The 19,694-nt window shown below is 72.0% G+C and carries 18 protein-coding genes; 15 read left to right on the plus strand and 3 right to left on the minus strand.

The features are described from left to right. Positions 1 to 224: 224 nt before the first annotated feature. The gene (locus tag ACFVDP_RS12255) at positions 225 to 1,070 is read left to right on the plus strand and encodes an endonuclease/exonuclease/phosphatase family protein (RefSeq protein ID WP_383487405.1); all 846 of its coding nucleotides are present in this window, start codon (positions 225 to 227) and stop codon (positions 1,068 to 1,070) included. A gap of 34 nt (positions 1,071 to 1,104) precedes the next feature. Here ACFVDP_RS12255 and ACFVDP_RS12260 read toward each other — a convergent pair whose 3' ends face one another. After that, on the minus strand, positions 1,105 to 3,384 hold the full coding sequence (locus tag ACFVDP_RS12260; protein ID WP_383487408.1) for an FdhF/YdeP family oxidoreductase: 2,280 nt from the start codon (positions 3,382 to 3,384) through the stop codon (positions 1,105 to 1,107). A 215-nt stretch (positions 3,385 to 3,599) separates the two neighbouring features. On the opposite strand from ACFVDP_RS12260, the gene ACFVDP_RS12265 reads away from it, so the two are divergent. The 4 genes from ACFVDP_RS12265 to ACFVDP_RS12280 all read left to right on the plus strand — a co-directional run bounded on the left by ACFVDP_RS12265 (position 3,600) and on the right by ACFVDP_RS12280 (position 6,966). Next, positions 3,600 to 4,505, plus strand: coding sequence for a LysR family transcriptional regulator (locus tag ACFVDP_RS12265; RefSeq protein WP_383487411.1), 906 nt, complete (start codon positions 3,600 to 3,602; stop codon positions 4,503 to 4,505). A gap of 385 nt (positions 4,506 to 4,890) precedes the next feature. Next, positions 4,891 to 5,901, plus strand: a complete 1,011-nt coding sequence (locus ACFVDP_RS12270) for an aldo/keto reductase (RefSeq protein WP_383487414.1) — start codon at positions 4,891 to 4,893, stop codon at positions 5,899 to 5,901. 28 nt (positions 5,902 to 5,929) lie between these two features. Next, on the plus strand, positions 5,930 to 6,349 hold the full coding sequence (locus ACFVDP_RS12275) for an SRPBCC family protein (RefSeq protein WP_383487417.1): 420 nt from the start codon (positions 5,930 to 5,932) through the stop codon (positions 6,347 to 6,349). 110 nt (positions 6,350 to 6,459) lie between these two features. Next, positions 6,460 to 6,966, plus strand: a complete 507-nt coding sequence (locus ACFVDP_RS12280) for a DinB family protein (RefSeq protein WP_383487420.1) — start codon at positions 6,460 to 6,462, stop codon at positions 6,964 to 6,966. An 11-nt stretch (positions 6,967 to 6,977) separates the two neighbouring features. Here ACFVDP_RS12280 and ACFVDP_RS12285 read toward each other — a convergent pair whose 3' ends face one another. Beyond that, positions 6,978 to 7,502, minus strand: coding sequence for a hypothetical protein (locus ACFVDP_RS12285; RefSeq protein WP_383487423.1), 525 nt, complete (start codon positions 7,500 to 7,502; stop codon positions 6,978 to 6,980). Between the two features lie 401 nt (positions 7,503 to 7,903). Between ACFVDP_RS12285 and ACFVDP_RS12290 the strand changes: the two genes are divergently transcribed. Genes ACFVDP_RS12290 through ACFVDP_RS12300 form a run of 3 tightly spaced genes read left to right on the plus strand, consistent with a single transcriptional unit; the run spans position 7,904 to position 10,955 of the window. After that, positions 7,904 to 8,254, plus strand: a complete 351-nt coding sequence (locus ACFVDP_RS12290) for a hypothetical protein (RefSeq protein WP_383487426.1) — start codon at positions 7,904 to 7,906, stop codon at positions 8,252 to 8,254. A gap of 5 nt (positions 8,255 to 8,259) precedes the next feature. After that, a complete protein-coding gene (locus tag ACFVDP_RS12295) occupies positions 8,260 to 9,288 on the plus strand; it encodes a hypothetical protein (RefSeq protein WP_383487428.1) in 1,029 nt (342 codons plus the stop codon). Next, positions 9,285 to 10,955, plus strand: coding sequence for a hypothetical protein (locus ACFVDP_RS12300; RefSeq protein ID WP_383487431.1), 1,671 nt, complete (start codon positions 9,285 to 9,287; stop codon positions 10,953 to 10,955). Before ACFVDP_RS12295 ends, ACFVDP_RS12300 begins: the two co-directional genes overlap by 4 nt. Here the strand turns inward: ACFVDP_RS12300 and ACFVDP_RS12305 are convergent. After that, entirely contained in the window at positions 10,939 to 12,720 is a 1,782-nt protein-coding gene (locus tag ACFVDP_RS12305) for an APC family permease (protein WP_383487433.1), read from the minus strand. The two genes, ACFVDP_RS12300 and ACFVDP_RS12305, sit on opposite strands and share 17 nt — an antisense overlap. Positions 12,721 to 12,871: 151 nt before the next feature. On the opposite strand from ACFVDP_RS12305, the gene ACFVDP_RS12310 reads away from it, so the two are divergent. From ACFVDP_RS12310 to cynS, 7 genes are all read left to right on the plus strand, one after another. Further along, a complete protein-coding gene (locus tag ACFVDP_RS12310; RefSeq protein ID WP_383487436.1) occupies positions 12,872 to 15,763 on the plus strand; it encodes a Na+/H+ antiporter subunit A in 2,892 nt (963 codons plus the stop codon). Next, on the plus strand, positions 15,760 to 16,305 hold the full coding sequence (locus ACFVDP_RS12315) for a Na(+)/H(+) antiporter subunit C (RefSeq protein ID WP_383487439.1): 546 nt from the start codon (positions 15,760 to 15,762) through the stop codon (positions 16,303 to 16,305). The genes ACFVDP_RS12310 and ACFVDP_RS12315 overlap by 4 nt, the downstream gene beginning before the upstream one ends. Then, entirely contained in the window at positions 16,302 to 17,888 is a 1,587-nt protein-coding gene (locus ACFVDP_RS12320) for a Na+/H+ antiporter subunit D (RefSeq protein WP_383487442.1), read from the plus strand. Before ACFVDP_RS12315 ends, ACFVDP_RS12320 begins: the two co-directional genes overlap by 4 nt. Next, positions 17,885 to 18,466 carry a Na+/H+ antiporter subunit E gene (locus tag ACFVDP_RS12325; protein ID WP_383487444.1) on the plus strand — a complete coding sequence of 194 codons (582 nt, stop codon included), beginning with the start codon at positions 17,885 to 17,887 and terminating at the stop codon, positions 18,464 to 18,466. Before ACFVDP_RS12320 ends, ACFVDP_RS12325 begins: the two co-directional genes overlap by 4 nt. Beyond that, the gene (locus ACFVDP_RS12330) at positions 18,463 to 18,756 is read left to right on the plus strand and encodes a monovalent cation/H+ antiporter complex subunit F (protein WP_383487447.1); all 294 of its coding nucleotides are present in this window, start codon (positions 18,463 to 18,465) and stop codon (positions 18,754 to 18,756) included. The genes ACFVDP_RS12325 and ACFVDP_RS12330 overlap by 4 nt, the downstream gene beginning before the upstream one ends. Then, positions 18,753 to 19,127, plus strand: coding sequence for a monovalent cation/H(+) antiporter subunit G (mnhG, locus tag ACFVDP_RS12335; RefSeq protein WP_383487450.1), 375 nt, complete (start codon positions 18,753 to 18,755; stop codon positions 19,125 to 19,127). The genes ACFVDP_RS12330 and mnhG overlap by 4 nt, the downstream gene beginning before the upstream one ends. Before the next feature lie 109 nt (positions 19,128 to 19,236). Further along, positions 19,237 to 19,683, plus strand: coding sequence for a cyanase (gene cynS / locus ACFVDP_RS12340; RefSeq protein ID WP_383487452.1), 447 nt, complete (start codon positions 19,237 to 19,239; stop codon positions 19,681 to 19,683). Positions 19,684 to 19,694 lie beyond the last annotated feature (11 nt).

Raw genomic sequence — 19,694 nt, forward strand, 5'->3', positions numbered from 1 at the left:
GGGCAGACTGGGATGACAACACTGTTCTGCCCCTCCCGAACACCACCCACACCCCCCTCTCCTCTGGGGTTCGCTGCCCTCCCCTTTCAGTTGGGGCCCCGGCGGGGCGACACCCGATGCCCCCCCCCCCCCCGGGCCTTTGTCATCAGGGGCCCCGCGGACCCCGGCTCGACCGCGCGTCGCCTTCTGTGATGGCATGAGCATCCACGTCCGAGGAGGTGGCGGTGCGCGGCAGGAACACACGGTGGGTCGCGGGAGCCCTGGCGCTTCTCTGTCTGCTGCTGATCGGTCCCGGCGCGCCGCGCGACGACCTCTCCGCCGCCGAGCCGCTGCCCTCCGGCGCGGCCACGGACATCGTGCCGAACCGGGTCATGACCTGGAACATCTGCAATCCCTGCCGGGGCGCGGGCCAGAACCTCGGCCGCGCCGCCGACATCGCCACGTACGCGCCCCAGGTCATCGGTCTGCAAGAGGCGTGCGTCCGTGACGTCGAGCAGATCCGGGACGACCTGGAGCACATCTACGGGCTCGACTACCACGTCACGTACGGCTCGGTGCTGCGGAACTGGAGCCGCTGCGGCGGGCTGCCCTGGCGTGCCGGCGGCTACGGCCAGGCGATCCTCTCCGCGGCGCCGGCCACGGACGCCGTGACCGTGGAGTATCCCGACGGCGGCTCCGAGGACCGCGGTTTCACGGCGGTCACCACGGAGGTGGACGGCCGCCCGGTCCGGGTGTTCAACACCCATCTCGCCGAACGGCGTCAGGAAGCCGTGCGCGTTCGGCAGGTCCCCGTGCTCGCGAAGGAGCTCGCGCGCCACGACCGGGCGATCGTGCTCGGCGACTTCAACGCCGTGCCGGACTCCGCCGAGCTCGGCCCGATCTGGCCGCTGGCCACGGACGCGGATCCCCAGTGCAGGCCGTCGGCGGCCGGTGCGTGCGAGCCGACCACCGACTGGCAGAGCCGGTTCGACTACGTGTTCCTGCGCGGGATCGACCCCCGCGCCCACCACGTACAACCGAGCGAGCACTCGGACCATCACATGCTCTACGCCGATCTGGCCCCGCTCTGATCACGCGCGCGGTCGGCGCGGGGCCTTGTCGCGATCAGGCCCGTTCCAGGCGTACGACCACGGCCTTCGATGTCGGCGTGTTGCTGCGCTCGGCGACGCTGTCGAGCGGCACCAGCACATTGGTCTCGGGGTAGTACGCGGCGGCCGAGCCGCGCGGTGTCGGGTAGGCGACGACCCGGAAGCCGGGTGCGCGTCGCTCGACGCCGTCCTCCCACACACTGACCAGGTCGACCAGGTCGCCCTCCGTGAAGCCCAGTTCCGCGAGGTCGTCGGCGTGGGTCAGGACCACGCGCCGGGCGCCCTCGATGCCCCGGTAGCGGTCGTCCATCGCGTAGGGGATGGTGTTCCACTGGTCGTGCGAGCGCAGCGTCTGGAGGATGAGGTGGCCGGGCGGCGCGGTGAGCCCGGTGAAGGTGTTGGCGGTGAAGACGGCGCTGCCGGAGGCGGTCGGGAACCGCAGTTCGTTGACGGGGTTGGGGAGGGTGAAGCCGCCGGGCTCGCGCACCCGGCGGTTGAAGTCCTCGAAGCCCGGGACGACCCGTCCGATGTGCTCGCGGACGAGGTCGTAGTCGTCCTCGAACTTGTCCCAGGCGATGCCGTGCCGGTCGCCGAGGACCGCGCGGGCCAGGCGGCTGATGATCGCCACTTCGCTGAGCAGCGCGGTCGAGGCGGGGGCCAGTCGGCCGCGGGTGGTGTGGACGTCGCTCATGGAGTCCTCCACCGTCATGAACTGCTCGCCGGTGGCCTGCACGTCGCGGTCGCTGCGGCCCAGGGTCGGCAGGATCAGGGCGGTGTCGCCGCAGACCGTGTGCGAGCGGTTGAGCTTGGTCGAGATGTGGGCGGTGAGGCGGCAGTTCCGCAGCGCGCGTTCGGTCACGTCGCTGTCGGGGGTGGCCCGGACGAAGTTCCCGGCGACGCCGAGGAAGAACCGGGCGCGGCCGTCGCGCATCGCGCGGATCGCGTCGACGGAGTCGAGGCCGTGGCGGGCCGGCGGCGCGAACCCGAACTCCTTCTCCAGGGCGTCGAGGAACGTCTGCGGCATCCGTTCCCAGATGCCCATCGTGCGGTCGCCCTGGACGTTGCTGTGGCCGCGCACCGGGCAGACTCCCGCGCCGGGCCGTCCGATGTTGCCGCGCAGCAGCAGGAAGTTGACGACCTCCCTGATGGTGGGGACGCCGTGCTTGTGCTGGGTGAGGCCCATGGCCCAGCACACGATGACGCTGCGGGACTTCAGCACCCGCTCGTGGACCTCCTCGATCTCCTCGCGCCGCAGTCCGGTGGCGGCGAGCACGTCGTCCCAGTCCAGGTCGCGGACGTTGTCGTTGAAGAGGGCGAAGCCGGTGGTGTGGCGGGCGATGAAGTCCTGGTCGAGGACGGTGCCGGGGGCCTTGTCCTCGGCCTGGAGGAGCAGCAGGTTCAGCGCCTGGAACAGGGCGAGGTCGCCGCCGGGGCGGATCTGGAGGAACTGGTCGGCGATCTGGGTGCCGCGGCCGATGACGCCGCGCGCCTTCTGCGGGTGCTTGAAGCGCAGGAGTCCGGCCTCGGGGAGCGGGTTGACCGCGACGATCTGTCCGCCGCGCCGCTTGGTCTCCTCCAGGGCCGACAGCATGCGGGGGTGGTTCGTGCCCGGGTTCTGGCCGACGACGAACACCAGGTCGCTGTCGTACAGGTCGTCCAGGCTGACGCTGCCCTTGCCGATGCCCAGCGTCTCGCCCAGCGCGGAGCCGCTGGACTCGTGGCACATGTTGGAGCAGTCGGGGAGGTTGTTGGTGCCGAAGGCGCGGGCGAACAGCTGGAGCAGGAAGGCGGGTTCGTTGGCGAGGCGGCCCGACGTGTAGAAGAGCGCCTCGTCGGGATGGTCGAGGTGGGTCAGCTCGTCGGCCAGCAGGGCCAGGGCCTCGTCCCAGCCGATGGGCTCGTAGTGGTCGCTGCCGTGGCGCTTGACCATGGGTTCGGTCAGCCGGCCCTGCTGGTTGAGCCAGTAGTCGGAGCGGCCCGCGAGTTCGCTGACGGGGTGCTCGGCGAAGAACTCCCGGGTGACGCGGCGCGTGGTGGCCTCGTCGCTGATGTGCTTGGCGCCGTTCTCGCAGTACTCGTTGCGGTGGCGCTTGCCGGGGGCCTCCTCGGGCCAGGCGCAGCCGGGGCAGTCGATGCCGCCGGCCTGGTTGATGGTGAGGAGGGTGAGGGCCGTGCGGCGGGGCGAGGTCTGGCCGAGCGCGTACTTCAGGGCGTGGGCCACGGCCGGTGCTCCCGTGGCCCAGGTCTTGGGCTTGTGCACGGAGAGTTCTTCCGCCGGCTCTCCCTTGTCACGCATGCCCATCACTCCAGCGTCTCGTCCGTGGCCGCGGAACTCCGGCGGCCCGCGGACAGCAGCATTCGCCCGGGCCGCCCGCACGGTCAAAGCGGAAGATCCGATGGTCGATAGGCGGTTACGATCACGCCGAACTCTCCGGACAAACCATCCGGCCGAACTCGCCGGACGAAGCTCCGGACGAACTCCCCGAACCGGACAGGCGGTGGCCCCGACCCGTGCTCCTGCGACAGCTCGAATACCTGGTGGCGCTGGCCCACACCGGGCACTTCGCCCGGGCGGCACAGAACTGCTATGTCTCCCAGCCGACCCTGTCCGAGGGCGTCCGCAAGCTGGAGAGCGAGCTGGGTGTGCCGCTGGTGCGCCGCGGCCACCGGTTCGAGGGGCTGACGGCGGAGGGCGAGGAGGTCGTGGTGTGGGCGCGGCGGATGCTCGCCGACCGGGACGCCATGACGGCGGGTCTGGCCGCGCTGCGCTCCGGTCTGGAAGGTGAGTTGCGGATCGGTGCCGTGCCGACGGCGGTCGCGGCCGTCGCGTTGCTGACCCAGCCGTTCTGCGCGGCGAATCCGCACACCACCGTACGGGTGCACGCGGATCTTCAGGGCGACGAGATCGTCCGGCGGCTGCGCGCGTTCGAACTGCACGGTGCGGTGACCTACCCGACCCGTGAGCCCGGTCTGCCGTTCGTGCCGCTGTACCGGGAGCGCTATGTGCTGCTGACGCAGGAGTCGGCCGACGTCGACACGCAGGGCGTCAGCTGGGCCGAGGTGGCGGCCCTGCCGCTGTGTCTGCTGCACCCGCACATGGTGGGCCGCCAGGTCTTGGACGCCGTCTTCGCCGAGCTGCGGGTCGCGGTCGCGCCGCGGGTGGAGACCGACTCCATCGCCTCGCTCATCGCGCATGTGCGTACGGGGCACTGGTCGACCGTGATCCCGCACACCTGGCTGCACGTCTTCGGCATCCCCGCCGGAATGCGTGCCGTGCCCCTGGTGCGGCCCCGGCGCAGCGCGAGCATCGGGCTGCTGCTGCCGCCGCGTACGCCGTTGTCGGTGATGGAGCAGGCGCTGGCCGATCTGGCCCGCGCGTCGTCGATGCACACGGTTCTCGACGAGCTCCCGGGCTGAGCCTTCGGGGCGCGGTGGCACCACCACGCGGGCCGGTGTCCGTGTCCGTCCCCAAGGACGACTCTGATGCGGAGGCCGAGCCGGTCGAGCCGCGCGCGGTGCACACGGCTCCTCGCCGGCACGTTCGACATCGCTCTCACCCCAGGTGAACTGACCGCGATCCTCGCGAAGTTCGGTCCCTGCGGGCGATGACGCGGGCGTGGGTGCGTCTGGCGGAGGGACCGCCCCGGTCCACACCTACAGCGCGTACGCGCAATGGGGGCGTTTGCAATAGCCCGCGCATGCAAGTAGTGTCGTCATCTGTAAGGCGACCGCTCGCACCCGGACGCGGCGCTCACAGGTGGCCACCCGGCCCCCACCCCCACATTTCGCAAAGGCACGCCCCATGTCACTCAAGAACCTCCTTCCCGGCCGCCTCGGCTTCGGCACCGCCCCGCTCGGCAACATGTTCCGCGACATCCCCGCCGACGAGGCCCGCGCCACCGTCGAGGCCGCCTGGGACCACGGCGTCCGCTACTACGACACCGCCCCCTTCTACGGCGCCGGCCTCGCCGAGGAGCGGCTCGGCGAGGTACTCGCCGGCAAGCCGCGCGACGAGTTCGTCCTCTCCACCAAAGTGGGCCGGGTGATCCTCGACGAGCACGAGACCGACGTGCCGGACTTCGGCGAGAAGGGCGGCCTGTTCGAGCACGGCAACCCGAACAAGATCCTCCACGAGTGGACCGCCGACGCCACCGAGCGCTCCATCGAGGGAAGTCTCAAGCGGCTCGGCACCGACCGCCTCGACATCGTCTGGGTCCACGACATCGCGCAGGACTTCCACGGCGACGCCTGGCTGGGCAAGTTCGAGGAGGCCCGCACCGGAGCCTTCCGCGTCCTGTCCCGGCTGCGCGACGAGGGCGTCATCAAGGCCTGGGGTCTCGGCGTCAACAAGACCGAGCCCATCGAGCTGACCCTCGCCCTCGACGAGCCCCGGCCCGACGGCTTCCTCCTCGCAGGCCGCTACACCCTGCTGGACCATGAGCACGCGCTCACCCGGCTGCTCCCCCTGGCCCAGGAGCAGGGCGTCGACATGGTCGTCGGCGGCCCGTACAGCTCCGGCGTCCTCGCCGGCGGCACCCACTTCGAGTACCAGCAGGCACCCGCCGAGATCATCGAGCGCGTCGGCAGGCTGAAGGCCCTCACCGAGAAGCACGGCGTCAGCATCAAGGCCGCCGCCCTGCAGTTCTCCCTCGCCCACCCGGCGTCCGCCGCCGTCGTCCCCGGCGCGACCAGGCCCGGCCGCATCGCCGAGGACACCGCGGCCCTCAACGAGACGGTCCCGGCCGCGTTCTGGACCGACCTGCGCACCGCGGGCCTGGTCAGCCCGGCGGCCCCGCTCCCGCACAACGCCTGACCCCCGCACGACACCACAAGGAGCGATCATGGCTTCCACGTCCGTCTCCCGCACCGTCCCCGCCTCGCCCGACCAGGTATGGAGCCTGATCGGCGGCTTCGACGCCCTGCCCGACTGGCTCCCCTACATCTCCGCGAGCACCGCTCTCGAAGGCGGCCGGGTCCGCAGCCTGACCAACCCCGACGGCGACGTCATCGTGGAGCGGCTGGTCGGCTTCGACGAGGCCGAGCGTCACTACAGCTACGCCATCCTCGATGCCCCGTTCCCCGTCGACGGCTACCTCTCCACGATCCGGGTCCACACCGTCCCCGGCCGCGAAGACCTCGCCGAGGTCCAGTGGTCCGGCCGCTTCCACGCCAAGGGCGCCACCGAGGACGAGGTCGTCGAGCTCTTCACCGGCATCTACGCCGACGGCCTCGACGCCCTGCACGAGGCTCTCGCCTCCTGACCTCGGCGGGCAGCCGTCCGGACCCGATCGCTCACGGGCGGTGCCCGGCGTGGGGCACCGCCCGGTAATTGGCTCGACGACGGCCATCCCGACAAGGCACCCTGCACCCGATGCCCAGAATCAATGACACGCCTCCCGCATGGGACGAGCGCACGCAGCTCACCACGTTTCTCGACTACGCACGCGACACCACCCGCGCCAAGTGCGAGGGCGTCTCCGAGGAGAACGCCCGCAAGGCGATCCTCCCGGGCTCGCCCCTGATGACGCTGAGCGGGATCATCAACCATCTGCGGTGGGTCGAGTACCACTGGTTCCAGGTGATCTTCCTCGGGGAGGAGGACCAGGGACCCTGGACGGACGAGGATCCCGACCGGGAGATGCGGATCGCCGTCGAGTTCCCGGTGAAGCAGTTGCTCAAGGAGTACGCCGATCAGAGCGCCCGGTACCGGGAACTGGTCGCGGCGACGGAGCTGGACGCGCGCGCCGTGGGGACCGTCCGGGGTGGGCTCCACGTCGACCTGCGCTGGATCCTGCACCACCTCACCGAGGAGACCGCCCGGCACAACGGGCATCTGGACATCCTGCGGGAGTTGCTCGACGGCGCGACCGGTTACTGAACCCGGGGCCGTCAGTGGCCGGCGAGGAGTTTGACGCCGACCACGCCGAGGCCGATCACGGCGTTGAGGACGCCGGTGACCGTGGCGCGCAGGATGCCCGCCCCGATGCTGCGGCCACCGGCGAAGCCCCACAGGGCGAGCGCCGCGACCTCGCTGTAGACCGAGACCCACAGCGCCGTGTCGAGTTCCAGCGCGCCCGCGGCGGACAGGCCGATCAGCAGCAGTGGTCCCACGGCGCTGGTCAGCAGAGGGCTGCTGACGAACAGGACGTGCCGGATCTCGCGCACCCCCGGCCGGCTCCCGTGGGCGACGGGGTGGGCTTGCAGGTCCGCGACGAGGGTCGCCAGCCACAGACCGAGCGCGGTGACGGCGACGGCGACCGCGGCGCCCGAATGGCTGGGGTGACCGCTCATGGCGAGACCCACCAGGACGGCGAGCAGGGTGAGCGAGGCGTAGATGCGCTCCTTGAGCCGCTCGCCCCACACCGCCGCCCGATCATGCGCACCGGTGTCCTGCCCCGCACTGCCGTCCGTCACCTCGAAGATCCTTCCCGCACAGCGTCCATGTCGTAGTCGCGAACGTACACAGCCGTTCGCACCCGGCACCGTGGCAACACGGCCGGGACCCGTTCGTCGTGCCCGATGAGCACACCCCCACACGTTGTCACCCACGACGAAGCCGTCCGCACACCGCCTCCCCCACCTTCCGGACATCACCGATGACGGCCGCAGCTTCGTCGGCCCGGACAAGAAGGGGTGGCCCGTTCGTCGGCGCCGACGAACTCCCGGGATCGCGGCACGAGCCAAGTCGACGTATCTGAGGGAAAGTTGAGCGTGTCATGGACGTGTAACGGTGATCGGTCCGCTCTCGCCTGCCGACCGGCCGCCTGGCAGACTGACAGGGATGCTCTGACCGCCTCGGGGAGGAACCGGACGGCATGACAGCGACGATCTCCGTGAGGGTCGAGGGCCCGGTCGGCCTGGACGAACCCGAGGAACTCCGCGCCGAACTGGCCCGGGAGACCGCGCTCCAGTGGCGGCTCGAAGCGCCGGACGAGGAGCGGGGCACGCTCGACGGCGGGGTGAGCGCCCTGCTGCTCGCGGTCCTCACCAGCGCCACCGGCGCCGTGGTGCAGGCCGCCGCGCAGCGCGCGATCGACGCGTGGCGCGGGCGCAGGCTCGACCCGCCGCCCGTCACCATCGTCGTGGTCCAGGCGAGCGAGCAGGCCCAGCCGCCGGACGACAGTGACGGCGACGGCGACCGGCCCGTCCTTCCCGAGGGGAGCTGAGGGAGATGGCCTTCCGGGCCCTGGTGATCGGCGTCGGCACCTACGAGGCGAACTCGGGGATGAGCGGCTATCCCACGATCGAGACCAGCGCCCGCGCCTACGGGGACGCGCTGGCCCGGGACCCCCGGTGGGGCGACGCGGCCCGCTCGGTGATCCTCTCCGGCGACGACGCCTACTCGGCGGACGGTGTGATGCGCGCCCTGCACGACGCCGCGTCGGCGGGCGAGGGCCCCGAGGACACGCTCCTCGTCGTGTACGTCGGGCACGGCGCGTACTGGAAGGACGTCCCCGGCGGCCAGGTCCACTTCGCCGTCGGCTCCTCGCACCTGAACGAGCCGTGGACCTGGCTGTCGTCCTGGTACGTGTACCGGGCGATCCGGCAGAGCAGGGCCGGCCTCAAGGTCCTCATCACCGACTGCTGCTACTCGAACCTGCTGCCCCACCTCGGCCCGGAGTCCCCGCTGCCGGGAATCCTGGGCACCCGCTCCGACGGCACCTGCGTCTTCAGCGCCGTCAGCGGCGCCGTGCACAACGCGTCGGCGGACGCCTGCGCCAATCTGCCCGAGCCGCTCAACGGCTGCACCCCCTTCAGCGGGCATCTGCTGAACGTGCTGGGGCAGGGCATGTCCGAGCACGACGACGACCTGACGCTCGGCGCGCTGCGCGCGGGCATCGACGAGGACATGCAGTCGTGCGGGGTGCACGACGCGCCCAGGATGCTGCTGAACGACGCCTCCGAGGCGGCGGCGCTCTTCACCAACCATGCCAAGGGCCGCCGCCCGCCGGGCCGTGAGCCGCAGACCGAGGACGACTGGGTGCGCGAGCTGCGGCTGTACGGCGAGCGCAAGCTCCGCAGCCTGATGCTGAAGCCGGACCTCGCGGGCCGCGTCGTGGTCCGTCTGAAGTCGGGCGACGAGCAGAGCCGCGACCTGGCGGGCCGCGTCGAGCGCCGGGCCGCCACGCTGCTGGCGAACCCGGTGGACTTCGTCCGCTACTGGCGTGAGATCGAACCGGCGCTGCTGGGCGGCGCGTGAGCGGGTCCAACGGCGCCGTCGGCGCCCGCCGCACCCATCTGCTGTTCCAGCCGGACGTGGCGAAGCTGCTCACCGAGGACTACGCGTGGGTGACCCAGGTCGACGGACCGCAGTTCGCCCGCATCCTCGACCAGATGCGGTCCACCCGCAGCGAGGCCATGGCGATGCGGGCGCTGCACGCCTTCGCGCTGCGCCGCAGCGTCCAGGACCTGGTGGAGCTGGCGGACGGGTTCGACGCCCGCGACGCGGTCATGATCATGGCGACGGCGGCGCTGGCCCGGCCGGTCAGCGAGGCTGCCGAACTGGCCATGCTCCAGCAGGAGATGGAGGCGGGCCGGCCCAGCGCGCCGATCACCGCGAGCATCGTGCACGACGTCGCCTGCCAGCGCACCGCCTTCGACGTGGCGGTCTTCGTACGCGTCGTCCGCGACCAGTACCCGCAGCTCGCGGACCGTACGGTGGCGGTGTTCGGCGGGCCCGACTCGGGCCGCACCAACCTCGACAAGGTGCTGCTGCACACCGCTCTGCTCGACGAGAAGTGCCCGGTCCAGGCCGATCGTCTCCTTGAGCTGACGCTGCACGTCGTCGCCACCGACGGCCCCGGCGGCTCGGAGGGCCAGGGCGAGGAGATCGCCGACCTCGCGGGGGCGTTCCTGCACCTGAGTCCGCACGGGCAGATCCTGGAGACCTGGGCGCAGACGCAGTTGAGCGCGCCCGACGCCCGGCAGGTGGACCACGCGCGGAAGCTGATCGCCCGGCTGATCGCGCGCCGCGGCGCGGGCCACGACGCGCTGGCCGCGCACATCGGCCGCACCGCGCAACCGCGTGACGTGGTCAAACTCTGCGCGCTGCTGACCCGCGAGGAGGAGTCGCCCGCCAAGTGCGAGCGCTTGCGCCGTCATGCGGCGGGGCAGCAGAACGTGCAGGGCCTGGCCAAGCTGGTGTCGCTGTGGCACCGGGACCCGGTGCTGACGTCCGGCACACGGGAGCTGCTGGCCGACATCGTGACCGTCCCGGCCGGACCGGACGACGTGCCGCGCTCCCTCGATGTCCTCGCCCAGTTGTGCGACTGGCTGAACGAGGAGGAGGGCGGCGACCAGACCTGTGTGGCGCTGCTGTGGCACATCGCCGCGGTGCAGGTGCGCGGGCGCTCCGGTGAGGAGCTGACCGAACTGCTGAACCGCATCACGCGCACGCGCGAGCGGACCCGGGCCGCGCACGAGGTGGGCCGGCAGCTGGCCGTCGAGGTGATGGAACCGCGCGCCGACCGGCGCTGGTTCGTGCACTGTCTGGTCGTCCTGCGGGAGAGCCGGCACGCCGAGGCGGTGGAGGCGGCGTGCCGTGAACTGTCCGACCCGTCGACGCCGCAGGCGGCGGACGCGCTGCTCGTCGCCGAGGTGGCGCGGCTCCTGCACGACGCGGAGCTGCAGAACGTGGCCTGGACGCTGCTCGAACGCTTCCTGGAGAACGAGCAGTTGGTGCAGGCGTCCGACGTGCTGTGCGTGGTGCGGGGCGTCCTGGCGATCCCGCTGCCCGACGCGGAGCTGCTGCTGCGCGCCACCGTGGGCCGCTGGTCGGACGTGCGGCACCGCGACGAGGCGGTCGCCACGCTGCGCGCGGAAGGCCTCGGCGAGCAGGCCGACTGGATCGTCAAGTCCCTGCGCTGACCCGGGGGCGCGGCGCTTCGCCCTGGTGCGGCAGCGTGGGCCTGACCTGGTCCATGTAGCGGCGGGCGGCCCGTACGAGCAGCGGAAAGACCACGACGGCCGCCAGCACGCAGACGGTGCGCGTCACCGCCGCCGCGGTGTCGCCGAACAGTTCGCGCAGGCCCGTGCAGCCCACGAGCGCGCCGATGTAGCCGACCAGCAACAGCAGCGGCCGCACCGCGGGATCGCCGCGCCGGGTGAACCGGGACAGGTGCTCGCGGGCGTCGTAGTGGCGCAGCACCCTCCCGATGTACGGCAGATCGCGCACGGCCAGCCAGGGCAGCGCGAGCAGCAGCGCCGCCCCGATGCCCACGCCCGCCATGCCCCGCCAGACGTCGGCCCAGCCCGCCTCGTGGATCACCAGCGCGATCGCCACGAACGCCGCGTACGCCAGGCACCAGCGCACGGCCTTGCGCAGCCAGGTCGCGTCGGTGCCGGGCAGCGCCACGAGCACGACGCCCGGCATGGCGTAGACGACCATGATCGGGACGCTGTTGAGGGCGACGAGCTGCTCCCAGTTGCCACGCACGAGGGCGAGTGTGCTCAGGCCGATGACGAGGTTGACGATGAGGATCATCCAGTACGCGTCGATCTCCGCCCCGCGGAACTTGAACGAGGCCCGGCGTGCCGTCTGCAGTCCGCGGTGGGTGAGGTGGGCGCGGCTGAGGGCGGCGACCTCGCGGGTCAGGGCGTGCGTGAAGACGATGCCGGAGCCCATCGGGGACAGCACGGCGTTGAGCCGGATCAGCCAGGCGAGCCAGGTCATCGAGGCGGCGGTGGCGAACTGGGCGTAGGGCGACTGCAGCATGTTCGCGGCGAGCGAGCCGCAGTTCTGCGAGAACACGTACTGCAATGCCGTGTAGAGGGCGACGGCGCCGACGAGGGTGCCGTAGACGGCCCAGCGCAGCCGGGCCGCCTCCCCCATGCCGCGGCGCTTGATGTTGCCCGCGAAGTCCAGGGGTGCCTGGAAGCCGATGTACGCGTAGATGATCCCGCCGCCGAGGACGACGTACAGGGCCGAGAAGTGTCCGGCCTGGCCGCGCAGATGGTCGGCGCCGCCGGACTGGCCGCTCAGGTACCAGGCGTCGCCCGGTGCGCAGGACCCGGCGGCGTCGGTCGCGGCGAAGGTGAGGCAGACGACGATGAGCAGCGGGACGAGCACCTTGACGACGGTGATGAACAGGTTGAGCCGTATCAGCCGCCGGGCGGGCAGCAGGTTGAAGCCCACGACGGCGATCATCAGCACGACGGCGCACAGGGCGCCGGTGAGCGACAGGTCGTAGGCCCGGTCCATGCCGAGGGGCAGCCCGACGTCGACGGCCGCGCCGGCGTGGCCGCTGCGCAGCAGGGACGGGAACCAGTGGGCGAGGCCGCGCACCATGGCGGCGGCCTCGCTGGCCGGGTTCACCGCGTAGACGATCCACAGGGCGGCGGCCACGACGGTGGCCACGAGCGGTCCCGCGGCCTGGAGCGGGAGGAAGATCAGGCCGCCGGTCTTGGGTGCGGCGATGCCCAGTTCGACCATGACGGCGGCGATCAGCAGCATCACCGCGCCGCCGATCACCCACGCCCACACGGCGTCTCCGCCCGCCGCCCAGTGGGCCTGCCCCGCGGCGAGCAGCCACCCGGAGCCGACGACTCCGCCGGCCGCGAGTCCCACCAGGTCGAGAACGGACAGCCGCCGTCCCTCGTCCACGTCCTGCACCGAACCACTGCGGGCATGCATGTGACCCAACTCCCTCCCCCGTCCCTGGAGTTGTAGCTGGCCAGGCTATCCCCGTTGTCGTTCGTAAGGCAGATGAACGGCACAACGATCCGTGTACACCGCCCGGCGCGTCTCACCCCCCATGCACCATAAGTCCATATATGCATGGTTCATGACCTTGTTGGTCCTCGCACACTTCGCCGTCGCGCTCTGCGCCGCGCCGCTGGTCCGCCGGGCGGGCCCGCGCGCCTTCTTCGTGCTCGCCCTGCCACCCCTGGCGGCGCTCTGCTGGGCGCTGTCCCGGTGGGGCGAGGTGGCGTCGGGGCGGCCGAGCACCGAGACCTGGTCCTGGATCGGGGCGTACGACGTCGAGGCCGCCTTCCGGCTCGACGCGCTGTCCCTGGTGATGGTGCTGCTCGCCGCCGGGATCGGGGCGCTGGTGCTGGTGTACTGCGCCGGGTACTTCCGGCCCGGCACCCGCCAGTTGGGCGGGTTCGGCGGCAATCTGCTCGCGTTCGCGGGCGCGATGCTCGGACTCGTCCTGGCCGACGATCTGATGATCCTCTACCTGTTCTGGGAGTTGACGACCGTCCTGTCGTTCCTCCTCATCGGGTACGACAGCGAGAAGCGCGGCAGCCGCCGCTCGGCCCTCCAGGCGCTGACCGTCACCGCGGCGGGCGGGCTCGCGATGTTCGTCGGGTTCCTGATGCTCGGACAGCTCGCGGGGACGTACCGCATCTCGCGGATCGTCGACGCGCCGCCCGCGCCGAGCGCCGCTCTCGTCGTGGCCGTCCTGCTGATCCTGTGCGGGGCGCTGGCCAAGTCGGCCGTGTGGCCGCTGAGTCTGTGGCTGCCCAACGCGATGGCGGCGCCCACCCCGGTCAGCGCCTATCTGCACGCGGCGGCGATGGTCAAGGCGGGCGTGTACCTGGTGGCGCGGTTCGCCCCGGCCTTCTCGGACGTCACGGGGTGGCGGCCGGTGCTGCTGACGCTCGGCACGGTCACGATGCTGCTCGCGGGCTGGCGGGCGCTGCGGCTGAACGACATCAAGATCGTGCTCGCCTACGGCACGGTCAGCCAGCTGGGCTTCCTCGTCGTGCTCGCGGGCGCCGGCTCGTACGACACCGCGCTCGCGGCCGTGGCGATGATCCTGGGGCACGCGCTGTTCAAGGCCCCGCTGTTCCTCGTGACCGGGATCGTCGACCACGCGGCGGGCACCCGTGACCTGCGGCGCCTCTCGGGGGTGGGGCGGTCGCTGCCGTGGGTGTGCGCGGTCGCCGTCGTGGCCGGCGCGTCGATGGCCGCGCTGCCGCCGCTGCTCGGCTTCGCCGCGAAGGAGGCGGCGTTCGACGCGCTGGCGCACGGCGGCACCGGCGAACGCTGGTCGCTGGCCCTGATCGTCGTCGGCTCCGCGCTCACCACCGCGTACACCCTGCGCTTCCTGTGGGGCGCCTTCGCCCGCAAGCCGGGGCTCGCCGACACCCCGGTGCACCGGGTCGGCGTCGGCCTGCTCGCCCCGCCCGCGCTGCTCGCGCTCGGCAGTCTCGTCTTCGGCCCGGGCATCGGGCTCCTGGCCGGTCTCTTCGAGGAGTACGCGCACGCCTACCCGGTGCCCGAGCACCCCTACCACCTCGCGCTGTGGCACGGCTTCGGGCTCGCGCTCGGTCTGTCGGCGCTCGCCTGGGCGGGCGGCGCCGCGCTGTTCCTCGCGCGGGAGCCGGTGGCGCGGTTCGGGCGGCGGGTCGCCTGGCCCAAGGCCGACGAGGTGTTCGGCCGGATCGTGCTGGGCCTGGAACGCTCCGCCCTCCAGGTGACGGGCTCCGTCCAGAAGGGCTCGCTGCCCGCGTACGTGGCCACGGTCCTCGCGGTGATGCTCGCCGGGCTCGTCGCGGTCCTCGCCACCGACCGGCCCTGGGACGCCACCCCCGCACCACGCGTGTGGGACTCCCCGTGGCAGGCCGGTGTCGGCGCGCTGACCTGCGCCTGCGCCCTGATGTGCCTCGTGGTGCAGCGGCGGATGAAGGCCGCCGTCCTCGCGGGCCTCACCGGATACGGGACGGCGGCGCTGTACATCGTGCAGGGCGCCCCCGATCTCGCGCTCACGCAGTTCGGGGTCGAGACCGTGTCGACGGTGGTGCTCGTGCTCGTCCTGCGCCGCCTTCCGGTCTTCTTCGGCGACAAGCAGAAGATCCGCCGCCGGCTCACGGGCGTCCTGCTCGCGCTGGGCAGCGGCGGCGTGGTGGCCTGCGCGGTGTGGCTGGCGGCGGGCGCGCGCACGGCCGAACCGGCCGGGGCCGCGATGACCGAGGAGACCGCGCACCACGGGCTCAAGGACGTCGTCGCGACGATCCTCGTCGACTACCGGGCCTGGGACACGATGGGCGAGTCCGCCGTCCTCGCGGTGGCCGTGCTCGGCGTGACCAGCCTGCTCTACGTGCACCGCAGGCAGGGCAGGTCGGCCTCGCCCCCGGCGCGGCTGCCGGGCGGCGTGACGGCGTGGTCGCTGGCCACGTCGCGGCTGCGGGTGCCCGCCAAGTACCGCCAGGGAGCGCCGGAGCGCAGCTGGCTGGTGGCCGGGGACACGCTCGCGCCCGAGCACCGGTCGGTGGTCTTCGAGGTGGTGGCCCGGCTCGTCTTCCATCCGATCCTGATGCTGTCCGTGTATCTGCTGCTGTGCGCGGAGAACCTGCCGGGCGGCGGCTTCGTCGGCGGGCTGGTCGCCGGTGTCGCCCTGACCATCCGTTACCTCGCGGGCGGGCGGCACGAGCTGGCCGCCGCGGCCCCGGTGCACGCGGGCTTCTTCACCGGTCTCGGGCTCGCCCTGTCGACGGGGGTCGCCCTGGTGGGCCTCACCGACGGGACCGTGCTGCACGCCTTCACCTGGCACGGGCACCTCCCGCTGATCGGCGACTGGCACGCGGGCACCGCGGTCCTGTTCGACCTGGGCGTGTATCTGCTGGTGCTCGGCGTGGTGCTCGACGTCGTACGCGCCCTCGGGTCCAAGATCGACCAGCAGACCGAGTACAGGGCGGGCCTCGCGCTCGCCGGTGAGGAGCGCGGGTGAGCGTCAGTGCGACCCTGCTGGTCTGCGGCATCGTGCTGGTCGCCGCGGGCGGGATGCTGATCCTGACCCGCAGCCTGACCCGGGTGCTGATCGGCATCATCGTGTGCGGCAACGGCGTCAATCTCTTCGTCCTCGCCTCGGCCGGGCGGGCCGGTCTGCCCCCGCTGCTGTACCCGGGCGTCTCCCATGCCCGGGTGACCGACCCGCTGCCGCAGGCCATCGTGCTGACCGCCGTCGTGATCACGCTCGCCACCACGGCGTTCGTGCTCGCGATGGCCTATCGCAGCAGCCAGTTGACCGGTTCGGACTTCGTGCCGGACGACATCGCCGACCGGCGCGTGGTGCTGCGCGCCCAGATCGCCGAGGAGCGCCACGAACTGCGGGAGCAGCACCGCGAGGAGGGCAAGCGGGCCTGGCGCGAGGAGCGTCGCGAGCAGCGCCACCGGATCCGCGAGGACCGGGCCTTCCAGGCGCGGGCCCGCGACTCCTCCGGTGACCTGTGGGACGACGTGCTCGGCACCGATCCGGAGGAGACCCGGTGAACGCTCTCGTTCCGCTGCCCGTCGTCATGCCGCTGACGGTGTGCGGCCTGAGCCTGTTCATCGGGCCCCGGCTGCGCTGGCTGCACCGTGTGATCACCGTCGGGGTGCTCGCCGCGGTCGTCGCCGTCGACCTGGTGCTGCTCGTCGAGTCCGACCGCGTCGGCCCGCTCGTGGTCCACCTCGGTGACTTCGGGCCGCCCCTGGGGGTGACCCTGGTCGCCGACCGGCTGGCCGCGCTGATGCTGACCGTGTCCGGCGCCGTCACCCTCATCGTCCTCGTGTACGCGATGGGCCAGGACATGGCCGACCGTGAGGAGAACGCGCCGCTGGCCGTCTTCCACCCTGCGTATCTGGTGCTGGTCTCCGGGGTGTCGCTGACCTTCCTCGCGGGCGACCTCGTCAATCTCTACGTCGGCTTCGAGATCATGCTGATGGCGAGCTTCGTGCTGCTGACGGTGGGCGCCACCGAGCCGCGCATCCGCGCCGGTTCGACCTATGTCGTCGTCTCGCTCGTCTCCTCCCTGGTGTTCCTCGCCGGGGTCGCCGTGACGTACGCCGCGGCGGGCACCGTGAACTTCGCTCAGCTCGCCGTGCGGATGCCCGAACTCCCGCTCGGCGTACGGACCATGGCCGAGGTGCTGCTGCTCACCGTGTTCGGGGTGAAGGCCGCCGCGTTCCCCGTCGCGGCCTGGCTGCCGGACTCCTATCCGACGGCGCCCGCGCCGGTGACGGCGGTCTTCGCGGGGCTGCTCACCAAGGTCGGCGTGTACTCGATGATCCGCGCCGAGACACTGCTGTTCCCGGGGAACCGGCTGTCGGCCGTCCTGATGGCGGTGGCCTTCGCGTCGATGGTCATCGGCATCATCGGCGCGGTCGCCCAGACCGACCTGAAGCGGCTGCTGTCGTTCACCCTGGTCAGTCACATCGGCTTCATGCTGTTCGGGCTCGCGCTCGGCAGCCGGGGCGGCATCGGCGGCGCCATCGTGTACACGGCCCATCACATCACCGTGCAGACGACGCTGTTCCTGGCGGCCGGTCTGCTGGAGAAGCGGTACGGGACCACGGAGCTGACGCGGCTGGGCGGCGCGGCCAGAACGGCCCCGCTGCTGGCCGCCCTGTGGTTCGTGCCCGCCATGAACCTCGCCGGGATCCCGCCGCTGTCCGGCTTCATCGGCAAGCTCGGCCTGATGCGGGCGGGCGCGCAGGACGGCGGCGCCTGGGCGTACGTCCTGCTCGGCGGGGCGGCCGTGACGAGTCTGCTGACGCTGTACGTGATGGTGAAGGTCTGGAACCTGGCGTTCTGGCGCGCGCCCGCGGTGACCGAAGTCCCCTCCGAGGGTGAGGTGCTGGAGGAGAGCGACGATCCCGACTCGGCGCCCGAGGACGGCTCGGGACCGGTGACGACGACCGTCGTGCGCGCCACCGCCCGGATCCCCCGCGTGATGACGGCGGCGACCGCCGCCGCGGTCGCCCTCGGTCTCTCCTACACCGTCCTGGCCACCCCGCTCACCGGCCTCGCCGACCGCTCGGCCGCCGAACTCCTCGCCCGTACCCCCTACGTCAAGGCGGTGCTCGGACCGTGAACTCCCCCGCCCTCGCGGCCCGTCGGCGCCGCCTCGACTGGCCGCTCATCGCCTGGCTGACCGTCATCTGGATGCTGCTGTGGTCCGGGCTGACCTGGGGCAACCTCATCAGCGGCGTCGTCGTCGCGATCATCCTGTGCCTGGCGTTCCCGCTCCCGGCCGTCGATCTCGACCTGCGGCTGCGTCCGCGCGGCATCCTGCGGCTCGCCGGATATCTGCTCTACGACATGGTGGCGTCCAGCGTCGTCGTGACCCGGCTCGCCCTGGCGGGGAGCCGCCGTCCGGCCGCCGTGCTACGGGTGCCACTGCGCTGCCGCACGGACCTGATGATCGCGGCGACGGCCGTCGCCGTCTCCAGTGTGCCGGGCGGCGCCCTCGTCGAGGTCAACGCCGCGACGGCCACCCTGTACCTGCATGTGAGCGACGCCGACGACCCCGCGACGGCGCCCCGCGCGCGCCGGGACGTCTGGCGTCTGGAGGCCCTGGTCGTACGGGCCTTCGGCACCCGCGAGGAGATCGCGCGGATCGCGGCGGACCCCGACCCGGCCGCCGCCACCGGAAAGGAGAGCGGTTCATGACGCTGGCCAACGACATCCTGCTCAACGCCGCCCTGACGCTGATCATCCTCGCGGGCGTCCTGCTGCTGATCCGCATCTGGCGCGGGCCCTCGATGCTGGACCGGGCCGTCGCCGTCGATGTGGCCGCGGTGCTGATCATCGCCGGGATCGGGGTGGACGCGGCGATGACCCGGACCCGCTACTACCTGTCGATCATGCTGGTGCTGGCCTTCCTCGGCTTCACCAGCTCGGTCGGCATCGCCCGCTTCATCGCCTCGCGCGACCGCGCCGGCACCAAGGAGCGCCCGTGAACACCTGGCAGCAGGCCGCCGATCTGGCCGGCTCCGTCCTTCTCTTCCTCGGCGCGGCGGTCTGCCTGTTCGGCGTCATCGGAATGCTCCGGCTGCCCGACGTCCTCACGCGCAGCGCGACCGCGACCAATCCGCAGACGTTCGGCATGCTGCTGCTCCTGGCCGGCCTCGCCCTGCGACTGCGCTCCGGGGTCGACTTCGGCACCCTCGCCCTTGTCGCCTTCTTCCAGCTCCTGACCAGCGCCGTCGCCGCCCACCTGGTCGCGCGGGCCGCGTACCGCACGGGCCAGACGGGCGACTGCGCCCTGCTCTACGACGAGCTGAGCACCCCGGACGCCGGGCGGCCGCCGCGCGCGGACACCGCGCCGTAACGCCGCCCGCACCCGAGCGAAACGAGAGCGGAGCACGCTGCCCGGAGCGGTATACCGCAGGCGCCCTCCAGCGCTTCGACAGCCCTTTCCCGCACAGGAGTTGACTCTCGTGATCGACCGCAGTGAGGCCACCCGCCGGATCCTGGCCGCGAAGGAGGCCGCCGGGCTCTCGTTCGCGGAGATCGCCGCCGCGGCCGGCGCGCACGAGGTGTGGGTGGCCTCCGCACTGCTCGGCCAGAACACCATGAGCCGGGTCCAGGCGGAGGCCACCGGCAAGGTGCTCGGACTCGACGAGGAGACCGTCGCCGCCCTCACCCGCGACGCCTCCCGCGGCAGCCTGGGCCGGGCCGTGCCGACCGACCCGCTGATCTACCGCCTGTACGAGATCGTCCAGGTCTACGGCACCACGATGAAGGCGGTCATCGAGGAGAAGTTCGGCTCCGGCATCATGTCGGCGATCGACTTCTCCATGGACATCCAGAAGAAGCCCGACCCCAAGGGCGACCGGGTCGTGGTCACCCTGGACGGGAAGTTCCTGCCGTACCGCACCTGGTGAGCCGTCCGCCG

This window comes from Streptomyces sp. NPDC057694, from assembly GCF_042799415.1.
GTDB lineage: Bacteria > Actinomycetota > Actinomycetes > Streptomycetales > Streptomycetaceae > Streptomyces.

Bases quoted from the DNA above. Each gene is read 5' to 3' on its own strand.
- ACFVDP_RS12260 (WP_383487408.1), bottom strand. From the start codon at position 3,384: ATGCGTGACAAGGGAGAGCCGGCGGAAGAACTCTCCGTGCACAAGCCC.
- ACFVDP_RS12270 (WP_383487414.1), top strand. From the start codon at position 4,891: ATGTCACTCAAGAACCTCCTTCCCGGCCGCCTCGGCTTCGGCACCGCC.
- ACFVDP_RS12275 (WP_383487417.1), top strand. From the start codon at position 5,930: ATGGCTTCCACGTCCGTCTCCCGCACCGTCCCCGCCTCGCCCGACCAG.
- ACFVDP_RS12280 (WP_383487420.1), top strand. From the start codon at position 6,460: ATGCCCAGAATCAATGACACGCCTCCCGCATGGGACGAGCGCACGCAG.
- ACFVDP_RS12290 (WP_383487426.1), top strand. From the start codon at position 7,904: ATGACAGCGACGATCTCCGTGAGGGTCGAGGGCCCGGTCGGCCTGGAC.
- ACFVDP_RS12295 (WP_383487428.1), top strand. From the start codon at position 8,260: ATGGCCTTCCGGGCCCTGGTGATCGGCGTCGGCACCTACGAGGCGAAC.
- ACFVDP_RS12305 (WP_383487433.1), bottom strand. From the start codon at position 12,720: ATGCATGCCCGCAGTGGTTCGGTGCAGGACGTGGACGAGGGACGGCGG.
- ACFVDP_RS12310 (WP_383487436.1), top strand. From the start codon at position 12,872: ATGACCTTGTTGGTCCTCGCACACTTCGCCGTCGCGCTCTGCGCCGCG.
- ACFVDP_RS12330 (WP_383487447.1), top strand. From the start codon at position 18,463: ATGACGCTGGCCAACGACATCCTGCTCAACGCCGCCCTGACGCTGATC.